This window comes from Lysinibacillus capsici, from assembly GCF_020217405.1.
Lineage (GTDB): Bacteria > Bacillota > Bacilli > Bacillales_A > Planococcaceae > Lysinibacillus > Lysinibacillus capsici.
Genome location: NZ_CP084108.1, coordinates 3,510,084 through 3,535,291, shown reverse-complemented (window position 1 = coordinate 3,535,291; position 25,208 = coordinate 3,510,084). Strand labels below are relative to the sequence as shown.

The 25,208-nt window shown below is 37.9% G+C and carries 21 protein-coding genes and 1 other annotated feature; of the genes, 11 read left to right on the top strand and 10 right to left on the bottom strand.

All coding sequences use genetic code 11. From position 1 onward, the window contains the following. Positions 1-108 precede the first annotated feature (108 nt). From argC to LCP48_RS17365, 4 genes are all read left to right on the top strand, one after another. Positions 109-1,143 (top strand): N-acetyl-gamma-glutamyl-phosphate reductase, encoded by a 1,035-nt coding sequence (gene argC, locus LCP48_RS17380; RefSeq protein WP_004226121.1) that lies wholly within the window; start codon positions 109-111, stop codon positions 1,141-1,143. 56 nt (positions 1,144-1,199) lie between these two features. Beyond that, the gene (gene argJ, locus LCP48_RS17375) at positions 1,200-2,432 is read left to right on the top strand and encodes a bifunctional glutamate N-acetyltransferase/amino-acid acetyltransferase ArgJ (RefSeq protein ID WP_004226124.1); all 1,233 of its coding nucleotides are present in this window, start codon (positions 1,200-1,202) and stop codon (positions 2,430-2,432) included. Continuing rightward, positions 2,395-3,180, top strand: a complete 786-nt coding sequence (gene argB, locus LCP48_RS17370) for an acetylglutamate kinase (protein ID WP_004226126.1) — start codon at positions 2,395-2,397, stop codon at positions 3,178-3,180. Before argJ ends, argB begins: the two co-directional genes overlap by 38 nt. 73 nt (positions 3,181-3,253) lie before the next feature. Then, complete coding sequence (locus LCP48_RS17365) at positions 3,254-4,384, top strand: acetylornithine transaminase (RefSeq protein WP_009371412.1); 1,131 nt, start codon at positions 3,254-3,256, stop codon at positions 4,382-4,384. Positions 4,385-4,489: 105 nt separating this feature from the next. On the opposite strand, the gene LCP48_RS17360 is transcribed toward LCP48_RS17365, so the two are convergent. Further along, a complete protein-coding gene (locus LCP48_RS17360; protein WP_004226130.1) occupies positions 4,490-5,371 on the bottom strand; it encodes an NAD-dependent epimerase/dehydratase family protein in 882 nt (293 codons plus the stop codon). 133 nt (positions 5,372-5,504) lie between these two features. Further along, positions 5,505-8,537 (bottom strand): transglycosylase domain-containing protein, encoded by a 3,033-nt coding sequence (locus tag LCP48_RS17355; protein ID WP_225340397.1) that lies wholly within the window; start codon positions 8,535-8,537, stop codon positions 5,505-5,507. 102 nt (positions 8,538-8,639) lie between these two features. Then, positions 8,640-8,848: a binding site (T-box leader), on the top strand. A gap of 83 nt (positions 8,849-8,931) precedes the next feature. On the opposite strand from LCP48_RS17355, the gene tyrS reads away from it, so the two are divergent. Then, a complete protein-coding gene (gene tyrS / locus LCP48_RS17350; RefSeq protein ID WP_004226134.1) occupies positions 8,932-10,200 on the top strand; it encodes a tyrosine--tRNA ligase in 1,269 nt (422 codons plus the stop codon). A gap of 50 nt (positions 10,201-10,250) precedes the next feature. Here tyrS and LCP48_RS17345 read toward each other — a convergent pair whose 3' ends face one another. The 3 genes from LCP48_RS17345 to rpsD all read right to left on the bottom strand — a co-directional run bounded on the left by LCP48_RS17345 (position 10,251) and on the right by rpsD (position 13,892). Then, positions 10,251-11,054 (bottom strand): cobalamin-binding protein, encoded by an 804-nt coding sequence (locus LCP48_RS17345; RefSeq protein WP_004226135.1) that lies wholly within the window; start codon positions 11,052-11,054, stop codon positions 10,251-10,253. 139 nt (positions 11,055-11,193) lie between these two features. Beyond that, positions 11,194-12,399, bottom strand: a complete 1,206-nt coding sequence (locus LCP48_RS17340; RefSeq protein ID WP_004226138.1) for an iron-containing alcohol dehydrogenase — start codon at positions 12,397-12,399, stop codon at positions 11,194-11,196. An 890-nt stretch (positions 12,400-13,289) separates the two neighbouring features. Then, the gene (gene rpsD / locus LCP48_RS17335) at positions 13,290-13,892 is read right to left on the bottom strand and encodes a 30S ribosomal protein S4 (protein WP_004226141.1); all 603 of its coding nucleotides are present in this window, start codon (positions 13,890-13,892) and stop codon (positions 13,290-13,292) included. Between the two features lie 468 nt (positions 13,893-14,360). Between rpsD and LCP48_RS17330 the strand changes: the two genes are divergently transcribed. Beyond that, a complete protein-coding gene (locus LCP48_RS17330) occupies positions 14,361-16,244 on the top strand; it encodes a sensor domain-containing diguanylate cyclase (RefSeq protein ID WP_004226143.1) in 1,884 nt (627 codons plus the stop codon). Between the two features lie 89 nt (positions 16,245-16,333). Here LCP48_RS17330 and LCP48_RS17325 read toward each other — a convergent pair whose 3' ends face one another. Both LCP48_RS17325 and hisJ read right to left on the bottom strand, forming a co-directional pair. After that, positions 16,334-16,813 carry a GAF domain-containing protein gene (locus LCP48_RS17325; protein WP_004226144.1) on the bottom strand — a complete coding sequence of 160 codons (480 nt, stop codon included), beginning with the start codon at positions 16,811-16,813 and terminating at the stop codon, positions 16,334-16,336. A 25-nt stretch (positions 16,814-16,838) separates the two neighbouring features. Beyond that, positions 16,839-17,633 (bottom strand): histidinol-phosphatase HisJ, encoded by a 795-nt coding sequence (gene hisJ, locus LCP48_RS17320; RefSeq protein ID WP_009371408.1) that lies wholly within the window; start codon positions 17,631-17,633, stop codon positions 16,839-16,841. A 163-nt stretch (positions 17,634-17,796) separates the two neighbouring features. Here hisJ and ezrA point away from each other — a divergent pair, with 163 nt between their 5' ends. The 5 genes from ezrA to LCP48_RS17295 all read left to right on the top strand — a co-directional run bounded on the left by ezrA (position 17,797) and on the right by LCP48_RS17295 (position 22,885). Beyond that, complete coding sequence (gene ezrA, locus LCP48_RS17315) at positions 17,797-19,497, top strand: septation ring formation regulator EzrA (protein ID WP_004226147.1); 1,701 nt, start codon at positions 17,797-17,799, stop codon at positions 19,495-19,497. Between the two features lie 89 nt (positions 19,498-19,586). Next, on the top strand, positions 19,587-20,054 hold the full coding sequence (locus LCP48_RS17310; RefSeq protein WP_004226149.1) for a GNAT family N-acetyltransferase: 468 nt from the start codon (positions 19,587-19,589) through the stop codon (positions 20,052-20,054). Between the two features lie 106 nt (positions 20,055-20,160). Further along, complete coding sequence (locus tag LCP48_RS17305) at positions 20,161-21,312, top strand: cysteine desulfurase family protein (RefSeq protein WP_004226151.1); 1,152 nt, start codon at positions 20,161-20,163, stop codon at positions 21,310-21,312. Further along, positions 21,313-22,521 (top strand): tRNA uracil 4-sulfurtransferase ThiI, encoded by a 1,209-nt coding sequence (gene thiI, locus LCP48_RS17300; RefSeq protein ID WP_004226153.1) that lies wholly within the window; start codon positions 21,313-21,315, stop codon positions 22,519-22,521. A gap of 145 nt (positions 22,522-22,666) precedes the next feature. Next, entirely contained in the window at positions 22,667-22,885 is a 219-nt protein-coding gene (locus LCP48_RS17295; protein ID WP_004226165.1) for an alpha/beta-type small acid-soluble spore protein, read from the top strand. 71 nt (positions 22,886-22,956) lie between these two features. Here LCP48_RS17295 and thiE read toward each other — a convergent pair whose 3' ends face one another. Genes thiE through thiM form a run of 3 tightly spaced genes read right to left on the bottom strand, consistent with a single transcriptional unit; the run spans position 22,957 to position 25,170 of the window. Then, entirely contained in the window at positions 22,957-23,601 is a 645-nt protein-coding gene (gene thiE / locus LCP48_RS17290) for a thiamine phosphate synthase (protein ID WP_004226167.1), read from the bottom strand. After that, the gene (gene thiD / locus LCP48_RS17285; protein ID WP_009371404.1) at positions 23,591-24,415 is read right to left on the bottom strand and encodes a bifunctional hydroxymethylpyrimidine kinase/phosphomethylpyrimidine kinase; all 825 of its coding nucleotides are present in this window, start codon (positions 24,413-24,415) and stop codon (positions 23,591-23,593) included. The genes thiE and thiD overlap by 11 nt, the downstream gene beginning before the upstream one ends. Next, entirely contained in the window at positions 24,403-25,170 is a 768-nt protein-coding gene (gene thiM, locus LCP48_RS17280; RefSeq protein ID WP_225340396.1) for a hydroxyethylthiazole kinase, read from the bottom strand. The genes thiD and thiM overlap by 13 nt, the downstream gene beginning before the upstream one ends. Positions 25,171-25,208: the final 38 nt, after the last annotated feature.

Genomic DNA, 25,208 nt, shown 5'->3' with positions numbered 1-25,208 from the left:
AGGTGAAATATTATCTATTTCAAAAAACAATAAATTAAATAAAAATTCAGTTGACTTAATAAATATGCAGACGTATACTATTTTTAACTTATTTCAGAGGTGAGTGCAGTGAAAGTAGGTATTGTTGGAGCAACTGGATATGGTGGTCTAGAACTTATTCGATTTTTACATAATCATCCAGCTGTGGAACGAATTGATTTATTTACTTCTTCGGAAGAGGGTGTCCAATTTTCTTCAAAATTTGGCCATCTTGTTAGGATAGCTGATATACCGTTACAAAAGATAGCGTATGACACTTTAGAAAAATTCGATGTTGTTTTTACGAGTACACCATCTGGAGTGACAAGTGAGCTATTACCGCCTTTGGTTGGGAAAGGACCAAAGCTAATCGACTTATCTGGTGATTTTCGGTTAAAAGATCTAGTAAACTATGAAACCTGGTATGGCAAAAAAGCTGCACCTTTCCATAGTGTTCAACAAAGTGTATATGGTTTAACAGAATGGAATGCAGAGCTTATACGTCAAGCAACACTCGTTGCTAATCCAGGTTGCTACCCAACAGCAGTTTTATTATCCTTACTACCACTTGTAAAAGAACGTTTAATTGATCCTAGTTTTCTAGTTATTGATGCAAAGAGTGGCATTTCAGGAGCAGGCAATAAGCCCTCACAAACTACCCATTTTAGTGAGACAAATGAGAATTTTTCAATCTATAAAGTAAATACACATCAACATATTCCCGAAATTGAACAGGCACTTTCTATGTTTGCTCAAGCAGATACAAAGGTTACTTTTAATACGCATCTGGTTCCAATGACCAGGGGAATTTTGGCGACATCCTATGCACCAGTAATGCAGGGAATTACAGAGTCGCAGTTGATCACTTGCTTACAGGCAACCTATGAGAATCACCCTTTTGTTCGAGTCGTTACGGATGCATCTAGTTTAGGGACAAATCGTGTCAAGGGATCAAATTATTGTGACATTCTAGCGAAAGTAGATTCTCGTACAAATCGCGCCACAATTGTTAGTGTAATTGATAACCTTGTCAAAGGAGCAGCAGGGCAAGCTATCCAAAATATGAATGTGCAATTTGACTTACCCCAAACGACAGGGCTAGATGTCGTACCGTTCTTTATTTAACAGCATGCAGGAAACTGTATGCTTCTCTTATTTATTAATCTAAGGAGGAATTTCGGATGACAGTTACCACTTCAACGAATGTAATGAAAAAATTATCAAGTAAAAATATTGTTTCACCAAAAGGCTTTAAGGCAGCCGGATTACACTGTGGTTTAAAGCATAAGAAAAAGGATTTAGCCCTTTTAGTAAGTGAAGTCCCAGCAAGTGTTGCGGGTGTTTTTACTACAAACGCTGTGCAAGCAGCACCATTAAAAGTTACCAAGGAAGTTGTTTATGCAACTAAGAAAATGCAAGCGATGATCGTCAATTCAGGCAATGCGAATGCTTGTACAGGTAAACAAGGTGTAAAAGATGCCCAAACAATGCAAGCGCTAGCTGCGGAAAAATTAGGGATTGCACCAAATTTGGTGGGAGTTTGCTCGACGGGTGTTATTGGAGAAATGATGAAATTAGAGCCAGTAGCAAACGGTATTCTACAGTTGGAGCCAAAGGACAATTTAGAAAGTGCGATTGACTTTGCACAGGCTATTTTGACAACAGATACCGTCATGAAAAACACAAGCTATAGTACAACTGTGGATGGCAAGGAAGTTATTATTGCAGGTGTAGCAAAAGGTTCAGGTATGATCGAACCAAATATGGCCACAATGCTAGGCTTTATTACAACAGATGCCAATATTGAATCTGAGGTGTTGCAAGCAGCTTTATCGACTATTACTAATTTAACATTTAACGCTATTACAGTTGATGGGGATACATCCACTAATGACACAGTGGTAATATTGGCTAATGGCTTGGCAGGGAATCATTCTTTAACACCAGAGCATCCAGATTGGCAAAATTTCTTTTACACTTTGCAAACAGTAGCGGAAGATTTAGCAAAAATGATTGCCAAAGATGGTGAAGGAGCAACGAAGCTTATCGAAGTGGAAGTTGTTGGTGCAATTTCAGACGAGGAGGCACGTAAAATTGCAAAAACAGTCGTTGGTTCACCACTTGTAAAGACTGCTGTTTTCGGCTGTGATGCTAACTGGGGGCGTATTATTGCAGCAGTAGGGTATAGTGGCGCAACAGTTGATCCAGATAAAATTACCATCCAAATCGGTGGTGCTACTATGGTAGAAAACGGTGAACCAATTCCTTTTTCTGAGGATGAGTTAATTCAAATATTAAAAATGCATGAAGTTAAAATTTATGTGTCTCTTGGTGTGGGTGATGGTAAGGGGCATGCTTGGGGATGTGACTTAACATATGACTATGTCCAAATCAATGCATCATACCGCTCATAAACGTATGGTCATTAAGCTTGGGGGCAGTACACTGGAAGGTTTAAATGAGGCTTTCTTTGATAATTTTAAAAGATTACAAGAGAGTGGGGTAGAGCTGATTATTACCCACGGAGGTGGGCCAGCCATAAATCGAGAATTAGCTGCTCAAGGCATACAATCACATACATTAAATGGAATACGTGTCACGAATGAGGCTGCAATTAAAGTTGTCCAATCGACCCTAATAGGGCAAGTGAACACTGCATTAGTTCATGAGTTAACAACAGCTGGTATAGCAGCCATGGGATTAAATGGCTTTGATGGTCAGTTGATGGTCGTAGATTTTTTAGATCAAGAGACTTATGGCTATGTCGGAGCTATTAAAGATATCAATACATCCTTATTGGAAGCTTTAATGGGTGTAGGGATCGTACCTGTTATTGCCTGTGTAGGTGCCACCGAAGCAGGTCAGGCTCTTAATATTAATGGCGATACGGTAGCTAGTGAAATTGCTTTAGCCGTCGGAGCAGATAGCTTACTACTCGTGACGGATGTGAATGGTATCCGTATTGAAGATGAATATCAAGCAATAGCTACACCTAGTCTTATAGATCAATGGACAGAGCAGGGCCATATTTATGGTGGAATGATTCCGAAAGTACAAGGAGCGATTGACTGTTTACGGGCAGGGATTCCTTCTGTACAAATCGTAGGCGCAACTTTAGTTGGTACAACAATTGTAGCCACAAGTGAACTTCTTTCTTCCTAATGTTCTAAATAGGATAGCTTGAGAAGTATAGTTGTTGAAAGAAACTATTTTAAATGATAGTGGAGATGATAACATGAGTGTTTTATTTGAGAATTACGGCAAGCGTCGTGCACAAATTGTCAAAGGTCAGGGGACAATTGTTGAGGATTCAACAGGGAAGCAATACTTGGATTTTACTAGTGGCATTGCTGTGGTGAGTCTTGGTCATGCCCATCCAGCAGTTGTACAGGCACTTCAAGAGCAAAGCGAAAAGCTATGGCATATTTCAAATCTTTTTGAAATACCAGGTCAGGAAAAGGTGGCAGAAAAATTAATTGCTAATACACACTTTTCACATGCCTTTTTTTGTAATAGTGGGGCTGAGGCTAATGAAGCGGCCATTAAATTAGCTCGTAAGCATACAGGCAAACATCATATTATTACATTTGAAAAATCATTCCATGGTCGTACCTTTGGAGCAATGTCTGCAACAGGTCAAGGCAAAGTACATAATGGCTTTGGACCACTCGTAGAAAAATTTTCGATTTTGCCCTTTAATGATGCTGCTACACTTGAAGCAACCGTTGATGATTCTGTAGCAGCTATAATGCTAGAAATGATTCAGGGAGAGGGTGGCGTCAATAGTGTATCGGCAGAATTTGCAGCAGCTATTGCAAAAGTCTGTGAGGAGCAAGGTATACTACTAATTGTTGATGAAGTGCAAACGGGCATTGGACGAACAGGAACACGCTATGCATTTGAACAAACGGTATTAAAGCCACATATCATAACTTTGGCAAAAGGCTTAGGTGGTGGTTTCCCTGTTGGTGCAATGCTCGGAACTGCTGAGCTTCATGCTACATTTAGTCCAGGAACACATGGTACAACATTTGGTGGTAACCCTCTTGCGATGAATGTGGCACAAGCTGTTTTGAATCATGTGTTTGAGCCGGATTTTTTACAGCAGGTACGTGAAATATCTGCCTATTTTGTGGCACACCTAAGGGCTCATTTACCTTCTAGCTATACTGTTCAAGGTCAGGGTCTCTTGTTAGGGATTGGCTGTGGGGACACGGAAATAGCGCCTTATATCGCGGCAGCGGAAGAAAGTGGTCTTTTATTAGTAGGGGCAGGGCCAACAGTTATTCGTCTCTTGCCTCCATTAACGGTCACAAAGCAAGAGATTGATAAAGCAGTAGCTATTTTAAAGAACATATTACCGTGATACATTTCAGCAATGAAAGTGAGGCATCAGCGGCAAAAATGCCTAGAAATTAGGAATGAACAAAGAATCTGCTAGATACCTAGCAGATTCTTTGCGCTATAAATGCTACTGTAGCTGTTTTACTAATGTTGTCACTAATTTTGGTAGCCAATCTTCAAGCTGACTAAACGTAAATCCTGCCTTCTCTGCTTTTGCATTGGACATATACCAATCAGCAGGCACCCCATAAGGAGACTGTGATTCCTCATCACCACCAATGAGGGAAATTTTTGCGCGCTGACCACTCGCTTCTTCGATTAGAGCAATTAGCTCTTTGAGAGACATTGCCCCTGATGCGGTAGCATTGTATGGTCCCTCAATAGGAGTAACACCCGCAAAGTATAAAAATTCAGCTGCTTCTTCATCTGTAATATAACTCATCTTTGCATCAATGTTCGGTAAAGTAATCGGCTGATTCTGTAAAATATGTTCAACGTGGAAATGTAAACGTCGTGTATAATCATCTTCACCCATCACAATTGGGAAACGTACAGCTACGACTGGGAATGAAGCTTCTTTGAATAAGACTGCCTCCGCTTGTCGTTTTCCTTCTCCATAAGAAAATTCCTCTTGATGTCCCATGCGAATTGGATACTGGTATGGATCAAAGTCTTCTTCCTTTTTCATTTTACCATCTACCTCATATGTTGAAAGAGTAGAAGTAAAGACCAGCTTTTTCGTTTTCCCTTTTAATATCTCGCAAATCGCTTGTGCCTCGTTGGGCGAATAGCAAATATTATCATAGACAATGTCCCATGTTGTATTGGCTAGTGCCTGTTCTAAAGCATCACGATCATTACGATTTGCTACTAATTGCTTAACATGTGTACCAAAGGGATTGCCACTTTGACCACGTGTTAAAATCGTTACATTATGTCCATTTTGAATACAAAGATCAACTAGCTTTTTTCCAAAAAAACGCGTGCCTCCTAAAATCAATATGTTCATATATTTTCACCCTTTCAAAATAGTAGTCCTCTTAATAATGACAAAAAAACAGACTTACTACAATTCATAAGGAATATGCAGTAAGTCTGTTTAATTGATTATTTACTACAAATGCTTGCTAAGGCATAATAGATTAGCGCTTTGACGTTTCAGTTGGAGTAGTGGTATTACCATTGTCTCCTCCGTTTGTGTCATCTCCAGGGTTACCAGAACCATCACCATTGCTTCCGGACCCATTTCCATTATTGGATCCATTGCCGTTGTTACCAGAACCATCACCGTTATTGGAGCCATTGCCGTTATTACCAGAGCCGTTCCCGTTATTGGAGCCATTGCCGTTACTCCCCGACCCATTCCCATTGCCATTAGTAGGTGGCGTTGTAGGTGGTATTGGTTCTTGGTCGTTTTCCTCTGGGTCAGGTTCGTTTTCACTACCGCCAGTAGACACAACATTGGAGTGTGGTGATGTTAAACCTGTAATATCTACAGCGACCACTAGATAAGCTTGTCCACTAGCAACCGTAATGCTTTGTGTTGACTCTAGTACGGACGTTACAAGTGTATTACCGCCATTCGTAACGTTGTAGATACGATAACCAACAACATCATTCGATGACTCTGACCATGATAATGTAGAGCCATTTACTGAAGCTGAGACAGCTGCTGGAGGGCTACCATCTGCTGGGAAATCAACAGCTGATACAGATGAATTCGACAATGTAGAATTCTTTGGTAACAGACTAGCAGGGTTCCCGCCAAGTCTACCTAACATTCGTTTAATAAAGTCTTGATTAATGCCTGCGCCACCTGCTTTTACAAACTCGGCTGGTGTATTTGGCAACGCATTATAAGTTTTTCCTTTAATCGTCACAACACTTGAAGAGGCTAAGCTATCATCAGGTTGTGAGGGTAAAAATACTTTCGCATTAAATAAATCTGAGCGTACAAGACCTGCGCTAGCACAAGCTGCAGAAGGGGCCATGCCGGAAATGCCACAGAATGACGCAGTCACAACATTTTTAGGCGCCTTAAAACTTGTTGGTGGGTCAATTAGCTGAGGGTCCGCATCGTAAACGGCATTCATTAAAGTACCCCATAGCTTATTCACCCGAACGCTTGGCTGTAAATAGGTGTTGTTAAATGCATAAAGTGTACGAGGTTGATCGTAACCCATCCAAACACCAAGAGATACATTAGGGTTATAACCAACTAACCAAACATCTTTATATTCTTGAGAAGTCCCTGTTTTTGCAGCGAAATCAGAAGAGAACTTTAATGTATTTCGTGCCATTGTCCCTGTTCCTTTAGTGAGAACATCACGTAACATATCTGTCACGATATAAGATGTTTCTGGGCTAAATACTTGAACAGGTTCTATTTCATGTTGGTAAACAATATTTCCTTCTTGGTCTTCAATTCGATCAATCATATAAGCGTCAATGAATTGGCCACCATTTGCAAAGGTAGCAAAGGCATTTGTATTTTCTTCAACAGTAGTTCCTTCTCTTAAAGCGCCGATCCCAGTTGCTAGGTTAGTAAAATCATCAGGATGTAATTTTGAGAATCCCATTTTTACTAACAAATCTGCAGGGCGTCTACTAATAATATCATTATATAAACGTAGTGCTGAAATGTTTTGAGAATCTGCTAAAGCTTCACGTGCTGGGATAAGACCTCGCTCATCACTCGTAATATAGTTACTTGGACTCCAAGAACCGACTGAGAATTTCACGTCAACTAATGGGCTACCGGCACCGATTACGCCATACTCAATGGCAGGTCCATAAACAAGTAATGGTTTCATTGTAGAACCGTTAGAACGATAAGCTTGTGTTGCATGGTTTACTTGAGTGGTTTTAAAGTCTCGACCACCAACAAAGCTTAAAATGCGACCTGTCGTATTTTCTATTAAAATACTACCTACTTGTACTGGCATCTCAATATCAATTTCTTCACCAGTAACAGGGTCTTTCCCTTTACCAGTATACGTATGACCATAATACTGGAAGTCTTTTGCTGCTTTTTGCATCGCATCATACATATCCTTATTAATGGTTGAATAAATACGATAGCCTTTTGAACGAACATCACGATCTGCTAAAATCGTATATTTATCCTTTAATTTCTTTTCTGACTTTAAGCGCTCTGGGTCAATCCCATCATCTTTTGCTAGTTTTTCAGCAATAATATCTTTTGCACGAGCTTCAAGCTCATAAGTCAACCAAGGATAACGATCCTCCGCGCGCATTTCTGGTCCACGGAAATCTGCAGCAATATCATAGTTTAACGCTTCATTATACTGTGCATCATCAATATAACCAGCTTCTTTCATACGATAAAGTACTGTTTTCATACGATCAATACCTGGTTTCAAAGCTTCTTCACTTTTCAGTTCACCTGTATTTGTAAATGGTGTATAAGCAAATGGTGCCTGTGGAATCCCAGCTATGTACGCAGCTTGAGGAAGAGACAATTCTTTTGCTTTTACGCCAAAAATTCCTTCCGCAGCTGTTTCAACACCTGCAATATTTCGTCCTGAAGAGTTACGACCATAGGGAATGATATTTAAATAAGCCTCTAATATTTCTTCCTTCGTCATAAAATGTTCTAAACGCATCGCCAGTAAAATTTCCTTAGCTTTACGCTCGTATGATACTTCATTAGTTAGTACTTGGTTTTTAATAAGCTGCTGGGTAAGTGTAGAACCACCTGTCTGCGTTGCAGAATTTGTAACATCTTGTAATAACCCACGAACAACCGCTTTAGGAACAATTCCGTTATGCTCTCGGAAATATTCATCTTCTGTTGCCAGAACAGCATTCACGACCTCTGGTGCAACATTGCTAAGCGAAGTTTCACGTCGATCTAAATCTGTCCTTAATTTTCCAATATAAATATCGTTGGCAAAATAAATCTCACTGGTTTCTTCATAGCTAAAAATTTGATCCCTTAACTCTTGTTTTGAGCGTAATGGTTCTTCTTTGACAAGTGAAGCAAAATAACCAGCTCCAACTGAACCGACAAATACAGTGCCAACCAATGCAAAGACTAAAAATAGTAAAAATAAGTTCCAGGTAACACTACCTGAAATACGTAATTTCTTCATCCATTTTTGTTCAAGTAATTCATCGATCTTTGCATTGATTTTTTCAATCCAATCTTTCAATGTATCGACCTCCTAAAATCTTGTCTATTATAGCACATATTGTTTTAGCACGAACATAGTTATTGACTTTGAAAAAGAATCGTATAAAATTATGTTTATAGTTTTCTGGTGATGAAGAGTTTGCAGTAGTGTCTATATTCCCTGTTTAGAGAGCCAGTGGTTGGTGAAAACTGGTCATAATGTAGAGACGAATTACGTACTTGGAGCTTAGACGTGCGCGCCTGCGATAAAGGCGGCTGAATGAAGTGGAAGGTGGATGACATCTTCAAGCTGGGTGGTACCGCGTTAGTTTGCAACTTAACGTCCCTGCATGCAATTGTTTGCGTGTAGGGACTTTTTTTATTTAAACATGTCCATGCACGTAACGAATTTAACCATTTTAGGAGGAATGAACATGACAAACGAATTATTACAAGATTTAGAATGGCGTGGTTTGCTATACCAACAAACAGATGCGGAAGGCATGGCAAAATTATTAAATGAACAATCCGTATCTTTATACTGTGGGGTAGATCCAACAGCTGACTCCATGCATATTGGACATATTGTTCCATTGTTAACACTTCGTCGATTCCAAAAAGCAGGCCACCGTCCAATTTTACTTGTTGGTGGTGCAACAGGGATGATCGGTGACCCGTCTGGCCGTTCAGAAGAGCGTCAATTACAGACAGTAGAGCAAATCGATAAAAACGTTCAAGGAATCCGTAGTCAATTAGAACGTATTTTCGAATTTGCAGAAGATGGCAATGGTGCGCAGCTTGTGAACAATCGTGACTGGATTGGTAATATAAACACAATTGAATTTTTACGTGATTATGGGAAATTAATTAACGTAAACTACATGTTAGCAAAAGATACGATTGCTTCTCGTCTTGATACAGGAATCTCATTTACAGAGTTTGCCTATACGTTAATTCAAGGTATTGATTACAATCATTTATACAATCACTACAATTGCCGTATTCAAGTAGGTGGCTCTGACCAATGGGGTAATATTACAACAGGGTTAGAGGTTATTCGTAAAACACACGAAGAAGAAACGAAAGCCTTTGGAATTACGATTCCATTAGTAACAAAGGCAGATGGCACAAAGTTTGGTAAAACAGCAGGTGGTGCTGTTTGGCTCGATAGTAAGAAAACATCTCCATATGAGTTCTACCAATTCTGGATCAATGCAGCTGATGCAGATGTCATAAAATACTTAAAAATCTTCACGTTCCTATCTCGTGAAGAAATTGAAGCTTTAGCCGTATCTGTAGAGGAGGAGCCACATTTACGTAAGGCACAAAAGGCACTAGCTGAAGAAATGACTCGTTTAATACATGGTCAAGAGGCATTAGAGCAAGCCATCCGTATTACAGCTGCTTTGTTCTCAGGAGATCTAAAAGCACTTTCAGCTGAAGAAATGAAGGATGCTTTTAAAGATGTTCCTTCTATTGAAATGGCTAAAGATGATAAAAACATTGTGGACCTACTTGTGGAGGCAGGCATTTCCTCTTCCAAACGTCAAGCACGTGAAGATGTATCAAATGGTGCAATTAGTGTAAACGGTGAAAAGGTAACGGATTTAGAATATGTAGTCGATGCGAAGGATCGTTTAGAGGATGCATTTAGTATTGTCCGTAGAGGTAAGAAAAAATATCATATGGTGAAATTTATCTAATTTCTATTTGCAAAACCACATCCCCAAAAAAGTTGGATGTGGTTTTTTAATCATAAGAAACTCGGAAGTTTTATTTGTTCATATTCTTTAGGATGCAGTATTTTTCCAAGCTTTATAGCACCTTCAATAAGTCGTGGAGAAGGACGACAATACAGCCATTCTTCCATTACATGAAGCTGTTCCGATTGAACGGCATGTAGCTCTTTGGCATATGGACGTTTTAATAAATTAGCAGGTTGGATACGCTCAAAGGCTACGCCAACCCAAGCCATCATGATATAGTCAGGCTGGCGTTTAACAACATCTGTCCAATCTGTTTGAACACTAGCAAGCTCAACATCTTGAAATAGATTAGTGCCACCAGCAAGAGCGCTAATTTCTGTTAGCCAATTTATTTTCCCAGGAGTGAAAATAGGGTTTGGCCACCATTCCCAATAGAGGGTAGGTTTCTTCGGAATTGTTTGTGCAATGGAATACATTTTTCCGATGGAATGCATGTACTCTTCAGCAATTGTCTTTGCTTGTTCCTCTACTTGACAAGCTTTCCCTAGTGTCAGAAGATCTTGCGCAATTTCTTCTAATGAGTTTGCATTAAAAATAATATGAGGAATATTTCTTTCTTTTAGTGCCTCAATGTTTTTTTCCATACCAGGTACACTCAAGGAAGCCAGAACAAGATCAGGCTGTAGTGCCTCTAATGCCTCCATGTTAATTGATAAATCAGGCCCAAGCTGTGGTAGATCTTTAACCGATGATGGCCAATCGGAATAATCATCAACTCCAACGAGCTGGTCTGTCAGCCCTAAATAGGCGACTAATTCTGTATTGCTAGGACAAATTGAAATTAAACGCATATTGTTTTCTCCTATTCTTTTTAAGAAAAGTATAGCGAGAGTTCCCATGATAGACAACGTGTGTGTATCGAGCCCATAAAAAAGGGGAGAAAACATTTGTTTTCTCCACCCTTTGTATAGGTTTATAGGAAACCATCGATTAAGAGAGGGCAACTGCCTCGAGTGACTCTTCTTTTTTCACAATAGGACCCATTGCATTTGTGATGATTTGTTTGATATCCTCTAGTGTTGCTTTACGAGGATTCGTCTCAGCACACACATCTAACAATGCATTTTTTGCTAAGATCTCAATATCCTCATCTTTTGCACCTAATTCACGGAAGCCGCTAGGAATATTTAAATCTTGTGATAACTTCTCAATAGCTGTAATAGCCTTTTCAGCGGCGTCGCGCTTACTTAAACCTTCTACATTTTCTCCTAATAACTCAGCGATACGAGCAAAGCGCTCTGTACGTGCTGTGACATTAAATCGACAAACGTGTGGTAATAAAATTGCGTTGCACACGCCATGCGGTAGGTTATAGAAACCACCCAATTGATGAGCAATTGCATGAACATAGCCAAGTGATGCATTATTAAAGGCCATTCCCGCTAAAAATTGTGCATATACCATTTGTTCACGAGCTTCTATATCAGCTCCATTTGCATAGGCACGAGGTAAATATTCAGGGATTAGTTGAAGGACCTTTTCAGCACATGCGTCCGTGATTGGTGTAGCATTCGTAGAAACGAATGATTCAATAGCATGTGTTAGTGCATCAACCCCAGTAGCTGCCGTAAGAGCAGGAGGTAAACCAATCATTAATTCAGGATCGTTTATAGAAAGTAACGGTGTCACATGCTTATCAACAATGGCCATTTTTACTTTGCGTGCTGTATCCGTGATAATAGTGAAACGAGTCATTTCACTGGCAGTACCAGCAGTTGTATTAATTGCAATTAATGGCACAAGTGGATTTTGTGATTTGTCAACGCCTTCATAATCATGAATGCGTCCACCATTCGAAGCAATAAGTCCGATACCTTTTGCTGCATCGTGTGCGCTGCCTCCTCCAAGAGAAACAATAGAATCGCAGTTTTCCGCATGATACACGGAAATACCATCTTCAATGTTTTGATCTGTTGGATTTGGTTCTGCTTTAGGGAAAATTGCTACATCAATTCCAGCAGCTGTAATGATGTTTGCAATTTGTTCTGAGAGACCTAATTTGTGTAGGCCCTCATCTGTTACGATTAATGTCTTTTTCACTTCTAAATCATTTAAGCGTTTACCAACTTCTTGAATTGCTCCAGGTCCAAATAAGTTTGTTTTCGGCATAACAAATTGCTTTAGAACGTCTGACATATTTCCAACCCCTTTTAAAAAATTATTATTGCTTGAATGATGGTGAACCACCTTTCGCAATTCATCGTATTCTATTTTTTGTAAAAGTTCAACTCGTATTTTTATTAAAATTGTTATTTTTTTTCGTGTTATTATTTTACAAAAAAGTTAAGGGGATGAAAGAAGGGCCGGAATGTTGTTTTGTAGTAGAATATTGAATTTAATAAGGTTTTAAAAATATTTTACTATGAAAGTAAATTATATTTTTTGGAAAACAGTTCTATTTAGATGATCTAATGAATAGTAAATAACTGATATTTTGTTTTTAATATAAAGGTAGTGATTATGTTATATTGAAACTATGTAATTGCTATTTTAAAGTACATAAAAATGTCACAATATAAGAGAAAAAATTATTGTTGGTTATAATAATCTGGGCAATGCGTCTGCGCTAAAAAAGTAGTGCATCATTTTGAAGAAATTAGTGGAACTATAAATTCTTGCTTTCGCTTAAATTTATAGTTAGGCTGGTTTAACAATCATTAGTATTTTATTTGTTGGTAGGATTGCACTTGCTGTCCCTTTAATAGTGGCGCTTGTTAAACAGTTAGGTTGGAATATGGGAGGGATTGCAATCTCTATGTACACAGTAATATTTATTTGCTGGAACAAGTGTTGCACCGTTTACATCTGTTTATTTCAAACAATTTGGTAGCTTTACTGTAGCCTTCCTCCTACTTGCTACAATACTTGGTACTGGATTAGTTTTTGCGCTAATGATTAAAAGCGGAAAAAACGTAGGTTCTAATTGATTGTTCATAGGAAGTAGGATCATGACGATTAAACGTTGAAAAAAAGCCCTGAAGCCTTGGTATACAAGGGATTTCAGGGCTTTTATTAGCATCATTTGATTAACGAGAGTAGTACTCTACGATGAATGCTTCGTTGATTTCAGCTGATAATTCAGAACGTTCTGGAAGGCGAGTGAATGTACCTTCTTTTTTGTCAGCATCAAATGTTAAGTAGTCAGGTACGAAGTTGTTTACTTCGATTGCTTCTACTACTACAGCAAGGTTTTGAGATTTTTCACGAAGAGAAATCGTTTGACCTGGTTTTACGCTGTATGATGGGATATCAACGCGTTTGCCATCTACTAAGATGTGACCGTGGTTAACTAATTGACGAGCTCCACGACGAGTACGAGCTAAACCTAAACGGTAAACTAAGTTGTCAAGGCGAGTTTCAAGAAGGATCATGAAGTTTTCACCGTGAACACCTTTCATTTTACCAGCGCGGTTAAATAGAGTACGGAATTGACGTTCGTTCATACCATACATATGACGAAGTTTTTGTTTTTCTTGAAGTTGTAAACCGTATTCTGATAATTTTTTACGTTGGTTTGGACCGTGTTGTCCTGGTGCGTAAGGACGTTTTTCGATTTCTTTACCTGTACCGCTTAGTGAGATACCAAGACGACGTGATAATTTCCAAGATGGACCTGTATAACGAGACATATTGTTGTCTCCTCCTTTAAATTTGGTTTTTTTGTTGTAAAACAAAAACCAGTAGTACCCGTTCTTACACGCATTTTATTTTCATGTACTTTCGCCTATGCAGCCGTTAGGTTACACAATACACCATCTAATTTTCATTACTGATCATCTAAGTAGTTGTACATCAGAAAATAGAGGAATAAAATACAATCATAAGCTTATACCACTGCTGCGTTTATTTTACACAACTTCCATTGTAACTGCTTAGGACAAGGACGTCAATTGTTAGCTAGTAAAAAAATATAAAAGAACATAGTAGGAAACTCCTCATTACCTATTTTGAATAATATGGGAATAGTTAATGATACGCTGTGTTATGTAAATTGTAAAAGTAAGGGATAATTACATAGTCAAAATGACACAAATTATGTATAATATATTATAAGTTAATAGTAATTGATTTGGACGTTATATAGAAAAGGTGATTTCATGACAGACCATTTACAAACGCTAAAATATATAAAATCTGATGTTTTGAGCTTTTGGGTGAGTTCTTATGAAGAACAAACTAGTTTTAATGGGTATTTTTGTTCATTGAAACAGTTTCTAAAGAAGCGCTTGAAAATTGATAATGCTGCTTTTCTTAGTTTTGAAGGTAATTCCTTAATCCCAATCGAAGAGATGGCTTCATTAACAATTGAAACAAAGCTAAATGCTGTGTCATGGCTGATGATCGAAGCTAGTTTTTATCAACAAAAAGTAGTGAAAATTCCTTATATATTGAAAGCAAGACAGGCCTATTCAATGATGACAGATATGGTGCTTTTCCAAGCAGAGGGCAAAAATCCCATTGGTATATTACTTGTGGAGGCAACAGAGTCTTGGACAGACTTTATGACCTCGGAGTATGGTGAAGAGTGTATAGAAATACTTTCAAAGGTTCTTCAAATGATTAGAGACAATTTAGATGTCAAAATAAATGAAGACCAATATAGAAAACTATATAACATGACTGACTTATTTCATTCAACAATGGATATTGATTTAATTTTAGAAAACGTATTAAAAAATATACGGGATAATTTTCCTGAGTTTAATGTGGAGCTTATTTTATCGAATGATCAAGATCGACACACGACCATCGATATTAAGCTTTTTGATTATTTATCAGAAAGACCTGCTACAATTGAAGCCTTTGTATCAGGAGAGTTAACGACAGAGTTAGCGAGCGATTTAAATTGTCGGTTGTTAAATGCACCGATTAAGGGCAGGCAAGCAATTTATGGCATCTTGCAAGTAAGTGCTCCCACCACTTATCTTTTTTCAACAACCGAAAAAGATTTTGTACGGATGTTGGCACAAGCTTCAGGAAATGCTCTTGAAAATGCAAAGTTATATCATCAATCGCATCGCCTCGTAAGTGACTTACAACTCATTAATGAAACTTCGCATCGTTTAAATATGCGAATTGACATTCATGAAATGTTACTTTTCCTACAAAAGCAGTTACTGAAATCCTTTCAGCCAATGGAAGTATGTTTCGCATTTAAAAAACACGATACATTTGAAATAACAGGTGCAAGTACCACCCTGTTCCATTCAGAAAACGGTCAAAGTTATATAAAACATGTTGAACAGCACTTTGCTCAAACGAATGATCCACTATTTGTTGCCGATTTCAGCCGTCTAACGCCTAATCAAATTGAGTATCGCTCTATTATGGCGATTCCTATACTTATGGAGGAAAAGATTAATGGTTTTAGTATTGTCTTACATAAAGAGCCATATTTCTTTTCATTCGATAGTTTCAAATTAATGCAATCTTTAATTCACCATTCATCATTAGCCATTGCAAACTCGATTTTACGAACACAGCTTCAGGAAATGGTCGATTTGGATCATTTAACCAAATTGTATGCTCGCAGTTACCTCGATCAGTTTGTAGAAAAATCACTTGAATATGATCAATCGGGTATGTTTTTGTTAATTGATATTGATAATTTTAAACGCATTAATGATACGTATGGTCACCAAGTTGGAGATAAAATTCTTGTTCAGATTGCGGTTCAATTAAAAGAGACTATTGGAAGTCGTGGGATTTGTGCAAGATGGGGTGGAGAAGAAATGTCTGTCTATGTCCCTAATATCGATGAAAAAGAAGCTTTAGAATTAGCATCAACCATTGTGGAAGTCATCCCAAGTGCCACAGATCCACAAGTAACCATTTCTGCGGGTCTTATAACATGGGATGAGCGAGATCGACCAGCATTCCAATCTGTGTTTTTACATGCAGATACAGCCTTGTATGAAGCGAAAAACAGCGGGAAAAATCGCTTTTGTACTCACAATGGATCGTTCCAAACGAATTCATAGAATTGATAGAGCAAAATGTAAATGGTTGTTTAAATAAATCGCCCTGAAATGACAATATAAAACATTTCAGGGCAATTTTTAATATTGTATTATAAATGGTTAAGGAGTGTTTTAACAAATTCCTCTAGGCCACTACGATCTTCCTCTGTAAATCGATTCACGATAGGACTATCGATATCTAACACACCAATAATTTCACCTTGCTTCATTAGCGGTATAACAATTTCAGACTGCGATGCAGCATCACAGGCAATATGTCCTGGAAAATCATGTACATCTTTTACAACAACTGTTTCTCTTGTTGCCACAGCTGTACCACAAACACCACGCCCAATAGGAATTCTAACACAGGCAGGAAGACCCTGGAAAGGTCCTAACACAAGCTCATTATCCTGCAAGAGATAAAACCCAACCCAGTTAATGTTCGTTAAAAATTGATTTAACAGAGCGGAGGCATTACTTAAATTGGCGATTTGATTGGTTTCGCCAGTTAATAGTGCATCTAATTGTTTTGATAATGTCAGATACTGGTCAGCAATTGATCCTTCGTAATTAATTTGTGTAAACATACTAAGCACCTCGTTTAAAAGTTATTCATATTGGTAATATAACATTATAGTGTTGATGTAAATCTTCTGCGCTATGTGCATCTGAACCAAATACATATGGTAGTTTAATAGTTTGACTATAATTGATAAGGGCAAATGGTGGATAAGGCTCCTGACAATATTGTTTACTTAAACCAGCACTATTTAAATCTAATTCATAGCCCGCCAATTTCATGCTGTCTAATACTTCTTTGATACGTGGGATGTCATTGATTTTTTCGTTGTGCGCTAGTTGGAATTTATGAATAAGTGATGGGTGCCCAATCCGTTTTGGTTTGTATGGACCAAGATCTGCTCTAATCGATTGTAGGACAGTATCATAATATAAATCATAAACCTGTTCAACAGAGCCAACTTTTTTTGAAAAATCAATAAAGCATCCAGAAGAAAAGTCGATACATACAAAAGTATCTTGCCATTTTAAAAAATGGACTGATAAAATAGCGTCATCTAAAAGATGTCCATAGGTATCAAGGAATTGACGAGTTTCATGTTCGTAGCCTTGGATATAGTCTACTTCTAGTCCGATGCGGATACGAATATCTTGTGCATACTGTTGTTGCAGATGTTGCAATTCTTCAATGTAAGACATGAGATCATCAGGATTCATGCCACTATCTTGTTGCGGGGTTGGATCGACAAAACTTTTGGGCAATGGGGCGTGTTCTGTAAATGTTATATCTGTGAAATGTTGAGAAATTGCTTTTTCAATATATTGCTTGAATGAGTCCGTAGTGCCATGTGGACAAAAAGGACTATGTATATGCCCATCACGTTTCATAATTTACCACTCCTTTAGCTCTATAGATACGCTATTTAAATATTTCTCAATAGCGTAAATACAGTTTTCTGAAAAACACTTAAATTTTAGTACAAAAGGCGAAAACATAGTATATAATAAATACAACTAGCCAATTCGTTTATTGTAGAATAGGAGGCTTACGATGGAGTATATCATCATTCCGATTATCCTACTATTAATTTTAGCCATAGTAGGATTTATGATGCGAAGAAAACATGTTGCAATTATTGCAAAACTAGAAAATGAAAAATTACAAATACAACATAATCCTATAAATGAAGAAATTTCAAAAGTAAAATCTTTAAACATGAACGGTGAAACGGAAGAAATGTTTGAACGATGGCGTAATACTTGGGATGAAGTCATCGACGTACATATGACTAAAATCGATTCTCTTCTATTTGATGCTGAGGATCAAATTAATCGACTTCGTTTTAAAAGGGCAACTTTAATAGAACGTGAAATTGAAGATTACATTGAGAAATGCGACCAAGATAAAAATAAAATTTTAGAAGAACTGAATGAATTAATTGGCAGCGAAGAAAAAAATCGAATTGAAATCGAACAATTAAAAGAATACTATCGCTCTGCAAGAAAGACATTGCTGGCTCATCAGCATTCATTCGGTGTAGCATTACCTGCATTAGAGAAGAAGCTAGAGACATTTGTTCAAAAATTTGAAGAGTTCGATGTCCTAACAAATGAAGGTAATTATTTGCAAGCGCGAGAAATTGTCATTAGCTTAAATCAAGAATCACAGCAGACATTCGATTATATTAATGATGTTCCAACCATCTTAACGGAAATTCAAGTAAAACTACCAGGTGCGGTTCAGGAATTGCGTAATGGTCAGCGTGAAATGGAAGACCAATCTTACTATTTACAGCATTTAGAATTGACAGATGCACTGAATAAATATGAAAAAGAATTTGAGGCATTAAAACTCGAACTTGCAGAGCTGAATTTAAAAGTTGTTAAACCGCGTGTGACAGAAATAAATGAAGAAATCGACCATTTTTATGATTTACTTGAAAAAGAGGTTATTGCTAAAAACTATGTAGATCAAAATTGTGATCGTTTATTAAGTTCTATTAACAATGTCATTTCTTCAACAAAATTAGTGAATGACGAGGCAACGTATGTACAGCAAAGTTATCATTTAAATGAAAAAGATGCCGAAATTCCAAAAGCCGCTTTAAAACAATTGGAAGCACTGCAACGTCGCTATGATCTATTAGCTATGCGAGTTAGGGAAGAAAAATCAGCTTATTCTAGCTTACAGGAAGAGTTAATCGAAATTAGTGAAGAGCTTGAACGAATTCATGAAGAACAAGGTCATCTATCGAATACAATGAAGAAACTTCGAATAGATGAAAATAAGGCACGCGCTCAAGTCGAAAACTTAAAGAAAATATTACAGGATACTGATCGTTTATTGAACAAGGCAAATATTCCAGGAATTCCTGAGGAGATGGATGCAAGACTTGATGAGGCAGCAGAGCACATCTATGTTGTCATGCAAAGCTTGCAAGAAGTACCACTTAATATGGGTACTGTTCATAATAATCTAAATGCAGCAACACTCTGTGTAGAGGATGTTAAAGTAAAGGCACATGAGTTAATAGAAAATGTGATGCTCATTGAACGTATTATTCAGTACGGTAATCGCCATCGCGCATCGAACCCAAAATTGAACGGACGTTTAAGAGAAGCAGAAGAGGCTTTCCATCAATTCCGTTATGCAAAGGCTTTAGAAGAAGCAGGTACAGCAGTGGAAGAAATGGAGCCAGGTGCCTTAAAGCGTATTCAGGAAATGGTGGCCGAAGAATTCATAGCAAAATAATTCAAATAACATTTTGAGCTGTCTAAAAAGTATAGCGATTACTTTTTAGACAGCTTTCTATTTATGCTTAGATTAGGATGTGATTCAGTATGAAACTGTCGATCAAAGAAATGAATGAACATTTTGCAAGTGAAATTTTACAATGGCAATATGTAGCACCTTACAATTTTTACAATAATGAATTATCGGATGAAAATATACAAGAAATGCTTGATAATCCTTACTTTGCGATCTTTAATAATCATAGTGAATTAATTGGCTATTATTGTACAGGTACGGCAGCACAAGTGCCAAAAGGGCAAGATATCGGAGCGTATGAAGAATACTGTATAGATATTGGAATTGGGTTGAAGCCAAATCTAACAGGTCGAGGATTAGGAACAACATTTTTTTCGTTTATTGTTCAAACAGTTCAAGAAGAACATCATCTACCATTACGTTTAACAGTTGCCCTATTTAATAAGAGAGCAATTCATCTTTATGAAAAATTTGGTTTTGTGAAAGCAATTGAATTTAGTACACCAACAGAGTTTGTCACGATGGTGAAAAAAATGTAGGATATCAATTAAAATTTAAAGAATCGTTAAAGTTAGTGGTCAATCGCCAAAGATTGCGTTATGATAAATACCGTTAAATCAACGTTTTGAAAGTGTGTGAAAAGTTATGGTTAATACAATTTATTTAGATAATAGTGCAACAACTAAGCCTTTAAAAGAGGTTATGCAGGCATTTATGGTTGTGAATGAGCAGTATTATGCCAACCCTGCTTCCATTCATGCTATGGGTGTTGAAGCAAATGATTTATTAATACGTGCGCGTGAGCAAGTAGCAGATATTTTGCAGACAGAGGCAAAAAATGTGCTATTTACTTCAGGTGGTACAGAATCAAATAATGCAGCTATTTTTGGCATAGCACGTAGTAATACGCATATAGGAAAGCATATTTTAACGACTGAAATCGAACATCCATCAGTGCTAGAAACAATGAAACAGCTTGAAAAAGAGGGCTATGATGTTGAATATCTTCGTGTAGATCGAAATGGTGTGATTTCTCTAAATGAGCTTCGTACTAAAATACGAAAAGAAACAATTTTAGTTAGCATCATGCATGTGAATAATGAGATGGGTGCGATTCAGCCTATAAAGGAAGCTGCAAAAGTGATTCATGAAATGAGTCGTGCTGCCTTTCATGTTGATGCTGTGCAAAGCTTTGGGAAATTAGCAATATCCTTTAAAGAAGAAGGACCTGACTGTATTTCTATCTCTGGCCATAAAATACATGGCTTTAAAGGCTCAGGAGTGTTAGCATTCCGTAAACCCATAAGATGGCAGCCCTTTGCTCTTGGTGGAGGTCAGGAATTTGGTATGCGTAGTGGTACTGTAGCAGTTTCGCAAGCTGTTGCTTTAGCGAAAGCGGCTCGACTTGCTGTTGAAACAATGAACGAACGCACAAATAAATACCGTCAATGGCAAGATGAAATCCGCACTCAGCTAGAAAGTTACGGCGAAGCAGTCCATGTGTTATCAACCCCACAGGGAGCTGCGCATATTGTGTCATTTAGTGTTCGGGATTTAAAAGGGGAAGTCATTATTAATGCTATGCAAAAACGTGGTGTCATTGTGTCGACATCAAGTGCATGTTCTTCCAAGCAAACGAAAACAAGTCATGTAGTCGAGGCGCTTCACCTTGATGAGCATTATAAAAAAGGTGTGATTCGCCTTAGCTTTGGCGCACATAACACAATAGAAGATATAGAAAACTTTAAACAAGTACTAGCAGAAGTAATGTTGGAACTCAAAGGAGAAAATAAGTAAATGATTTGGAAAGAAATTTTAATTAGATATGGTGAGCTTTCTACAAAAGGTCGCAACAAAATGGATTTTATCCGCCGCTTACGTGAAAATATTCGTCATGCCTTTGCAGATTTAGGTCAACTGCATATTCGCACAGAACGCGACCGTATGTTTATCGCCATAGAAGACGAAGCACAAATGCAAATGCTAATTACAGGTTTACCTAAAATTTTTGGTATTCAATCATTTAGCCCTGTCGCTGCATGCGAAAAAGATATGGACAGTATGAAAAAGCTCGCTATCACGATTATGGAGACATTTAAAGACGAGCCACATACATTTAAAGTAGAGGTAAAACGTACTGATAAAACATTTCCTTTAGAATCTCATGCCATTCAACGTGAGATCGGGGGCTATGTTTTACCACAATTTCAAAATTTATCCGTTAAAGTGAAGCAGCCTGATATTGAGCTACGTGTAGAAGTTCGCCATGATGCAACTTATATGATGGCACAAGTCATTCCTGGTGCAGGTGGAATGCCTGTAGGATCAAATGGCAAGTCTTTATTAATGCTATCTGGCGGTATTGATAGCCCTGTTGCAGGTTATTTAATGATGAAACGTGGTGTGCGATTAGAGGCAATTCACTTCTTTAGTCCACCTTATACAAGCCAAAATTCATTGGAAAAAGTTAAAGTGCTTGCCAATGAATTAACAAAATTTGGTGCTAGTATTCGTTTACATGTCATTCCTTTTACTGAAATACAAGTTCTTATTAAAGAAAAAGTACCTTCTAACGTATCGATGACGACAACACGCCGAATGATGTTGAAGGTTGCTGATCAGGTGCGTGAGGAAATTGGTGCACTTGCTATTGTAACGGGTGAAAGTCTGGGGCAAGTAGCGAGTCAAACGCTTGAAAGTTTAACAGCAATAAACGCAGTAACAAATACACCTATCCTTCGTCCGCTGATTTCAACTGATAAATTAGAAATTATTGATATTGCAGAAAAAATTGGCACATACGAAACATCTATTCAGCCATTTGAAGATTGCTGCACGATTTTTACACCAGCAAGTCCAAAAACAAAACCGAAGCTTGAAAAGGTTGAGCATTATGAAAGCTTTTCTGACTTTGATAAATTGATCGAGCGAGCAGTGAAGAATCGCGAGGTCTATATTTTCCCTAAGAAAGAAGAACAACAAGATAAATTTGCAGATCTACTATAAGGATTTAAAAGCCGTCTCAAAGCCCATTTTGAGACGGCTTTTTTGTATGGATATTGTTATTCCAATAGAGGTACAATTTACCTCTAAATTTTTTGTATTAAAAATCTAATATCGCACATTCTATATTCACAAGGAGGTGAGAAACATGGCTTCAAACAACAACCGTAGTTCAAACCAGCTTGCAGTACCTGGTGTACAACAAGCACTAGATCAAATGAAATACGAAATTGCACAAGAATTTGGTGTTCAATTAGGAGCTGAAGCTTCAGCTCGTGCCAACGGTTCCGTTGGTGGTGAAATCACTAAACGTCTTGTACAAATGGCAGAATCTCAATTAAAAGGTATGCCAAACAACAACCAATAAATGCTGATTAAGCATTTATAAACTTAAAACCAGTGACCGTAAAAGGCACTGGTTTTAGTTTGTTTATTTGTTCATTTATTTATACGAGTTAGAGATCTAAATGTAGCTACTGTATAATCAACATCTTTGCTTTGACAGATAGCTGAAATAACAGCAACACCATCAACCCCCGTTTGAAATACAGAATGTGCATTTGTGAAATTTATTCCACCAATTGCGACAATTGGTAATTCAGGATAAAGAGAATGAGCCTCCTGTAAAAAAGATGTGCCACATGGTGGTTGTGCATCGCTTTTAGAGGATGTTGGAAAGATTGGACCGATACCAACATAATCAGCTTGATGGTTAATAGCTATTTGCAATTCTTCCTCGCAATGGACAGATACACCAAGAATCATGTTCCCAACTCTTTTACGTGCTACACCTACAGGTAAATCATCTTGTCCGATATGAACTCCATCAGCTCCGAGTCGTATCGCTAGATCAACATCGTCATTAATGATAAAGGGCACATGATATTGATGACATAGTTTTTGACATTGGCGTGCAAATTGTTCATAGGCAAGTCCAGTTAACGCGTGAGGACCTTTTTCGCGAAATTGAAACATTGTAATGCCTGCTTGCAAGGCTTTTTCTAGGATATAGAGTGGTTGTTCTTGAGGAGGAACATTGCTCGTACCCATAATAAAATAAAGCTGCAAATCCTCACGTTTCATGAATAATCACCTCACAGGCTTCCTTATGCTGTTGATAAGCAAAATGATTAGTGGGTCCATGACCATTTCCAATCGATAAATTATACATAATAGCTAATTGGATATATTTTTTAGCTTCTATAATGGCATTTTCCAGAGTAAATCCTTGTCCAAGAAAAGCAGTAAGTGCTGCGGAAAATGTACATCCAGTACCATGCGTATTTTTTGTTTGGATTCGTGGAGACTGCATCGAAAAAGAACGTCCATTTTTAAAAAATACATAATCAATGGCATAAAGTGGATCTGCTAAATGACCACCTTTAATGATGACACATTGTACACCTAGCTGTAACAAGCTTTGAGCTACTTCTTTCATATCTTCAACATGGTGTATAGCTCTCCCCGAAAGTGCCTCTGCCTCTGGTATATTGGGCGTAACAATCGTAGCAAGTGGTAGTAAAGTTGAGCATAAGGTATCGATAGCTTCTTGCTGTAGTAGGCTTTCTCCACCTTTTGCAATCATCACCGGATCAACAATCAGTGGAATGTTTAGCTCACTGATGGTGTGTGCAATTGCTTTGATAATATTTGAGGAATAAAGCATTCCGGTTTTAATCGCAGCGATTGGAAAATCTTCTACCAAGGCCTCGAATTGTTTTTTTATAAAGGAAACGTCAATCGGGCAAACACCTGTTACACCCAAAGTATTTTGAGCAGTTAAAGCAGTAATCACAGAAGTACCAAACACTTCTAATTCCTGAAATGTTTTTAAATCAGCCTGTATACCCGCTCCACCACCACTATCTGAGCCAGCGATTGTTGTTACAATATGCATGAAGTTGCACCATCCTTTGATAAGCGATGTATAGCATTGAGTAAGGCTATTTGAAAATCACCAATGTCTGCAGTAAATGCGGATGCCAGTACACCTGCTTTTTTATAGTAAGTAAGTGTTTCTATTAATTGTTGGTAAGGATTATGGCTTACACTATAGGCTGCGCCACAAATTGCGCTAAGTAAACAACCTGTACCCGTTACTTCCGTCATTTGTGGATGACCACCAGCGATCCATTGGCTATGCTTGCCATCAGTTATAAAATCGCGTTCTCCTGTGACAATAACAATGCATTGATAGCGTTGAGCCAATGATGTGGCTTCTAATTCCGTAGCGATAGTGCCATGACCACTATCGACACCTTTTTGTTGCCAATTTACACCAACTATTGCTGCTAGCTCGCCGAGATTACAGCGAATCACGGCAAAGTGTATGTTGTCCAGTAAGTATCTTACGGTTTCCTTACGATAAGTTGTGGCTCCAACTCCGACAGGATCTAAAATAACAGGAATACCAAGTTTATTGGCTTTTTCACCTGCTAATAACATGGCACTTTTTGTGCGATCATTAAGTGTTCCAATATTAATTAATAATGCTTGAGCAATGGCCACCATCTCCTCTACCTCTTGGCAGTCATCAGCCATTACTGGTGAAGCACCTATCGCTAATAAACCATTTGCTTGAAAATTTGCCACTACATAATTGGTTATACAATGGATAAGTGGTTGCTGTTGACGAATTGTTTGAAAAATCATTGTAGTCCTCCTTTAGGGATGGACGTAAGCATGCAAAA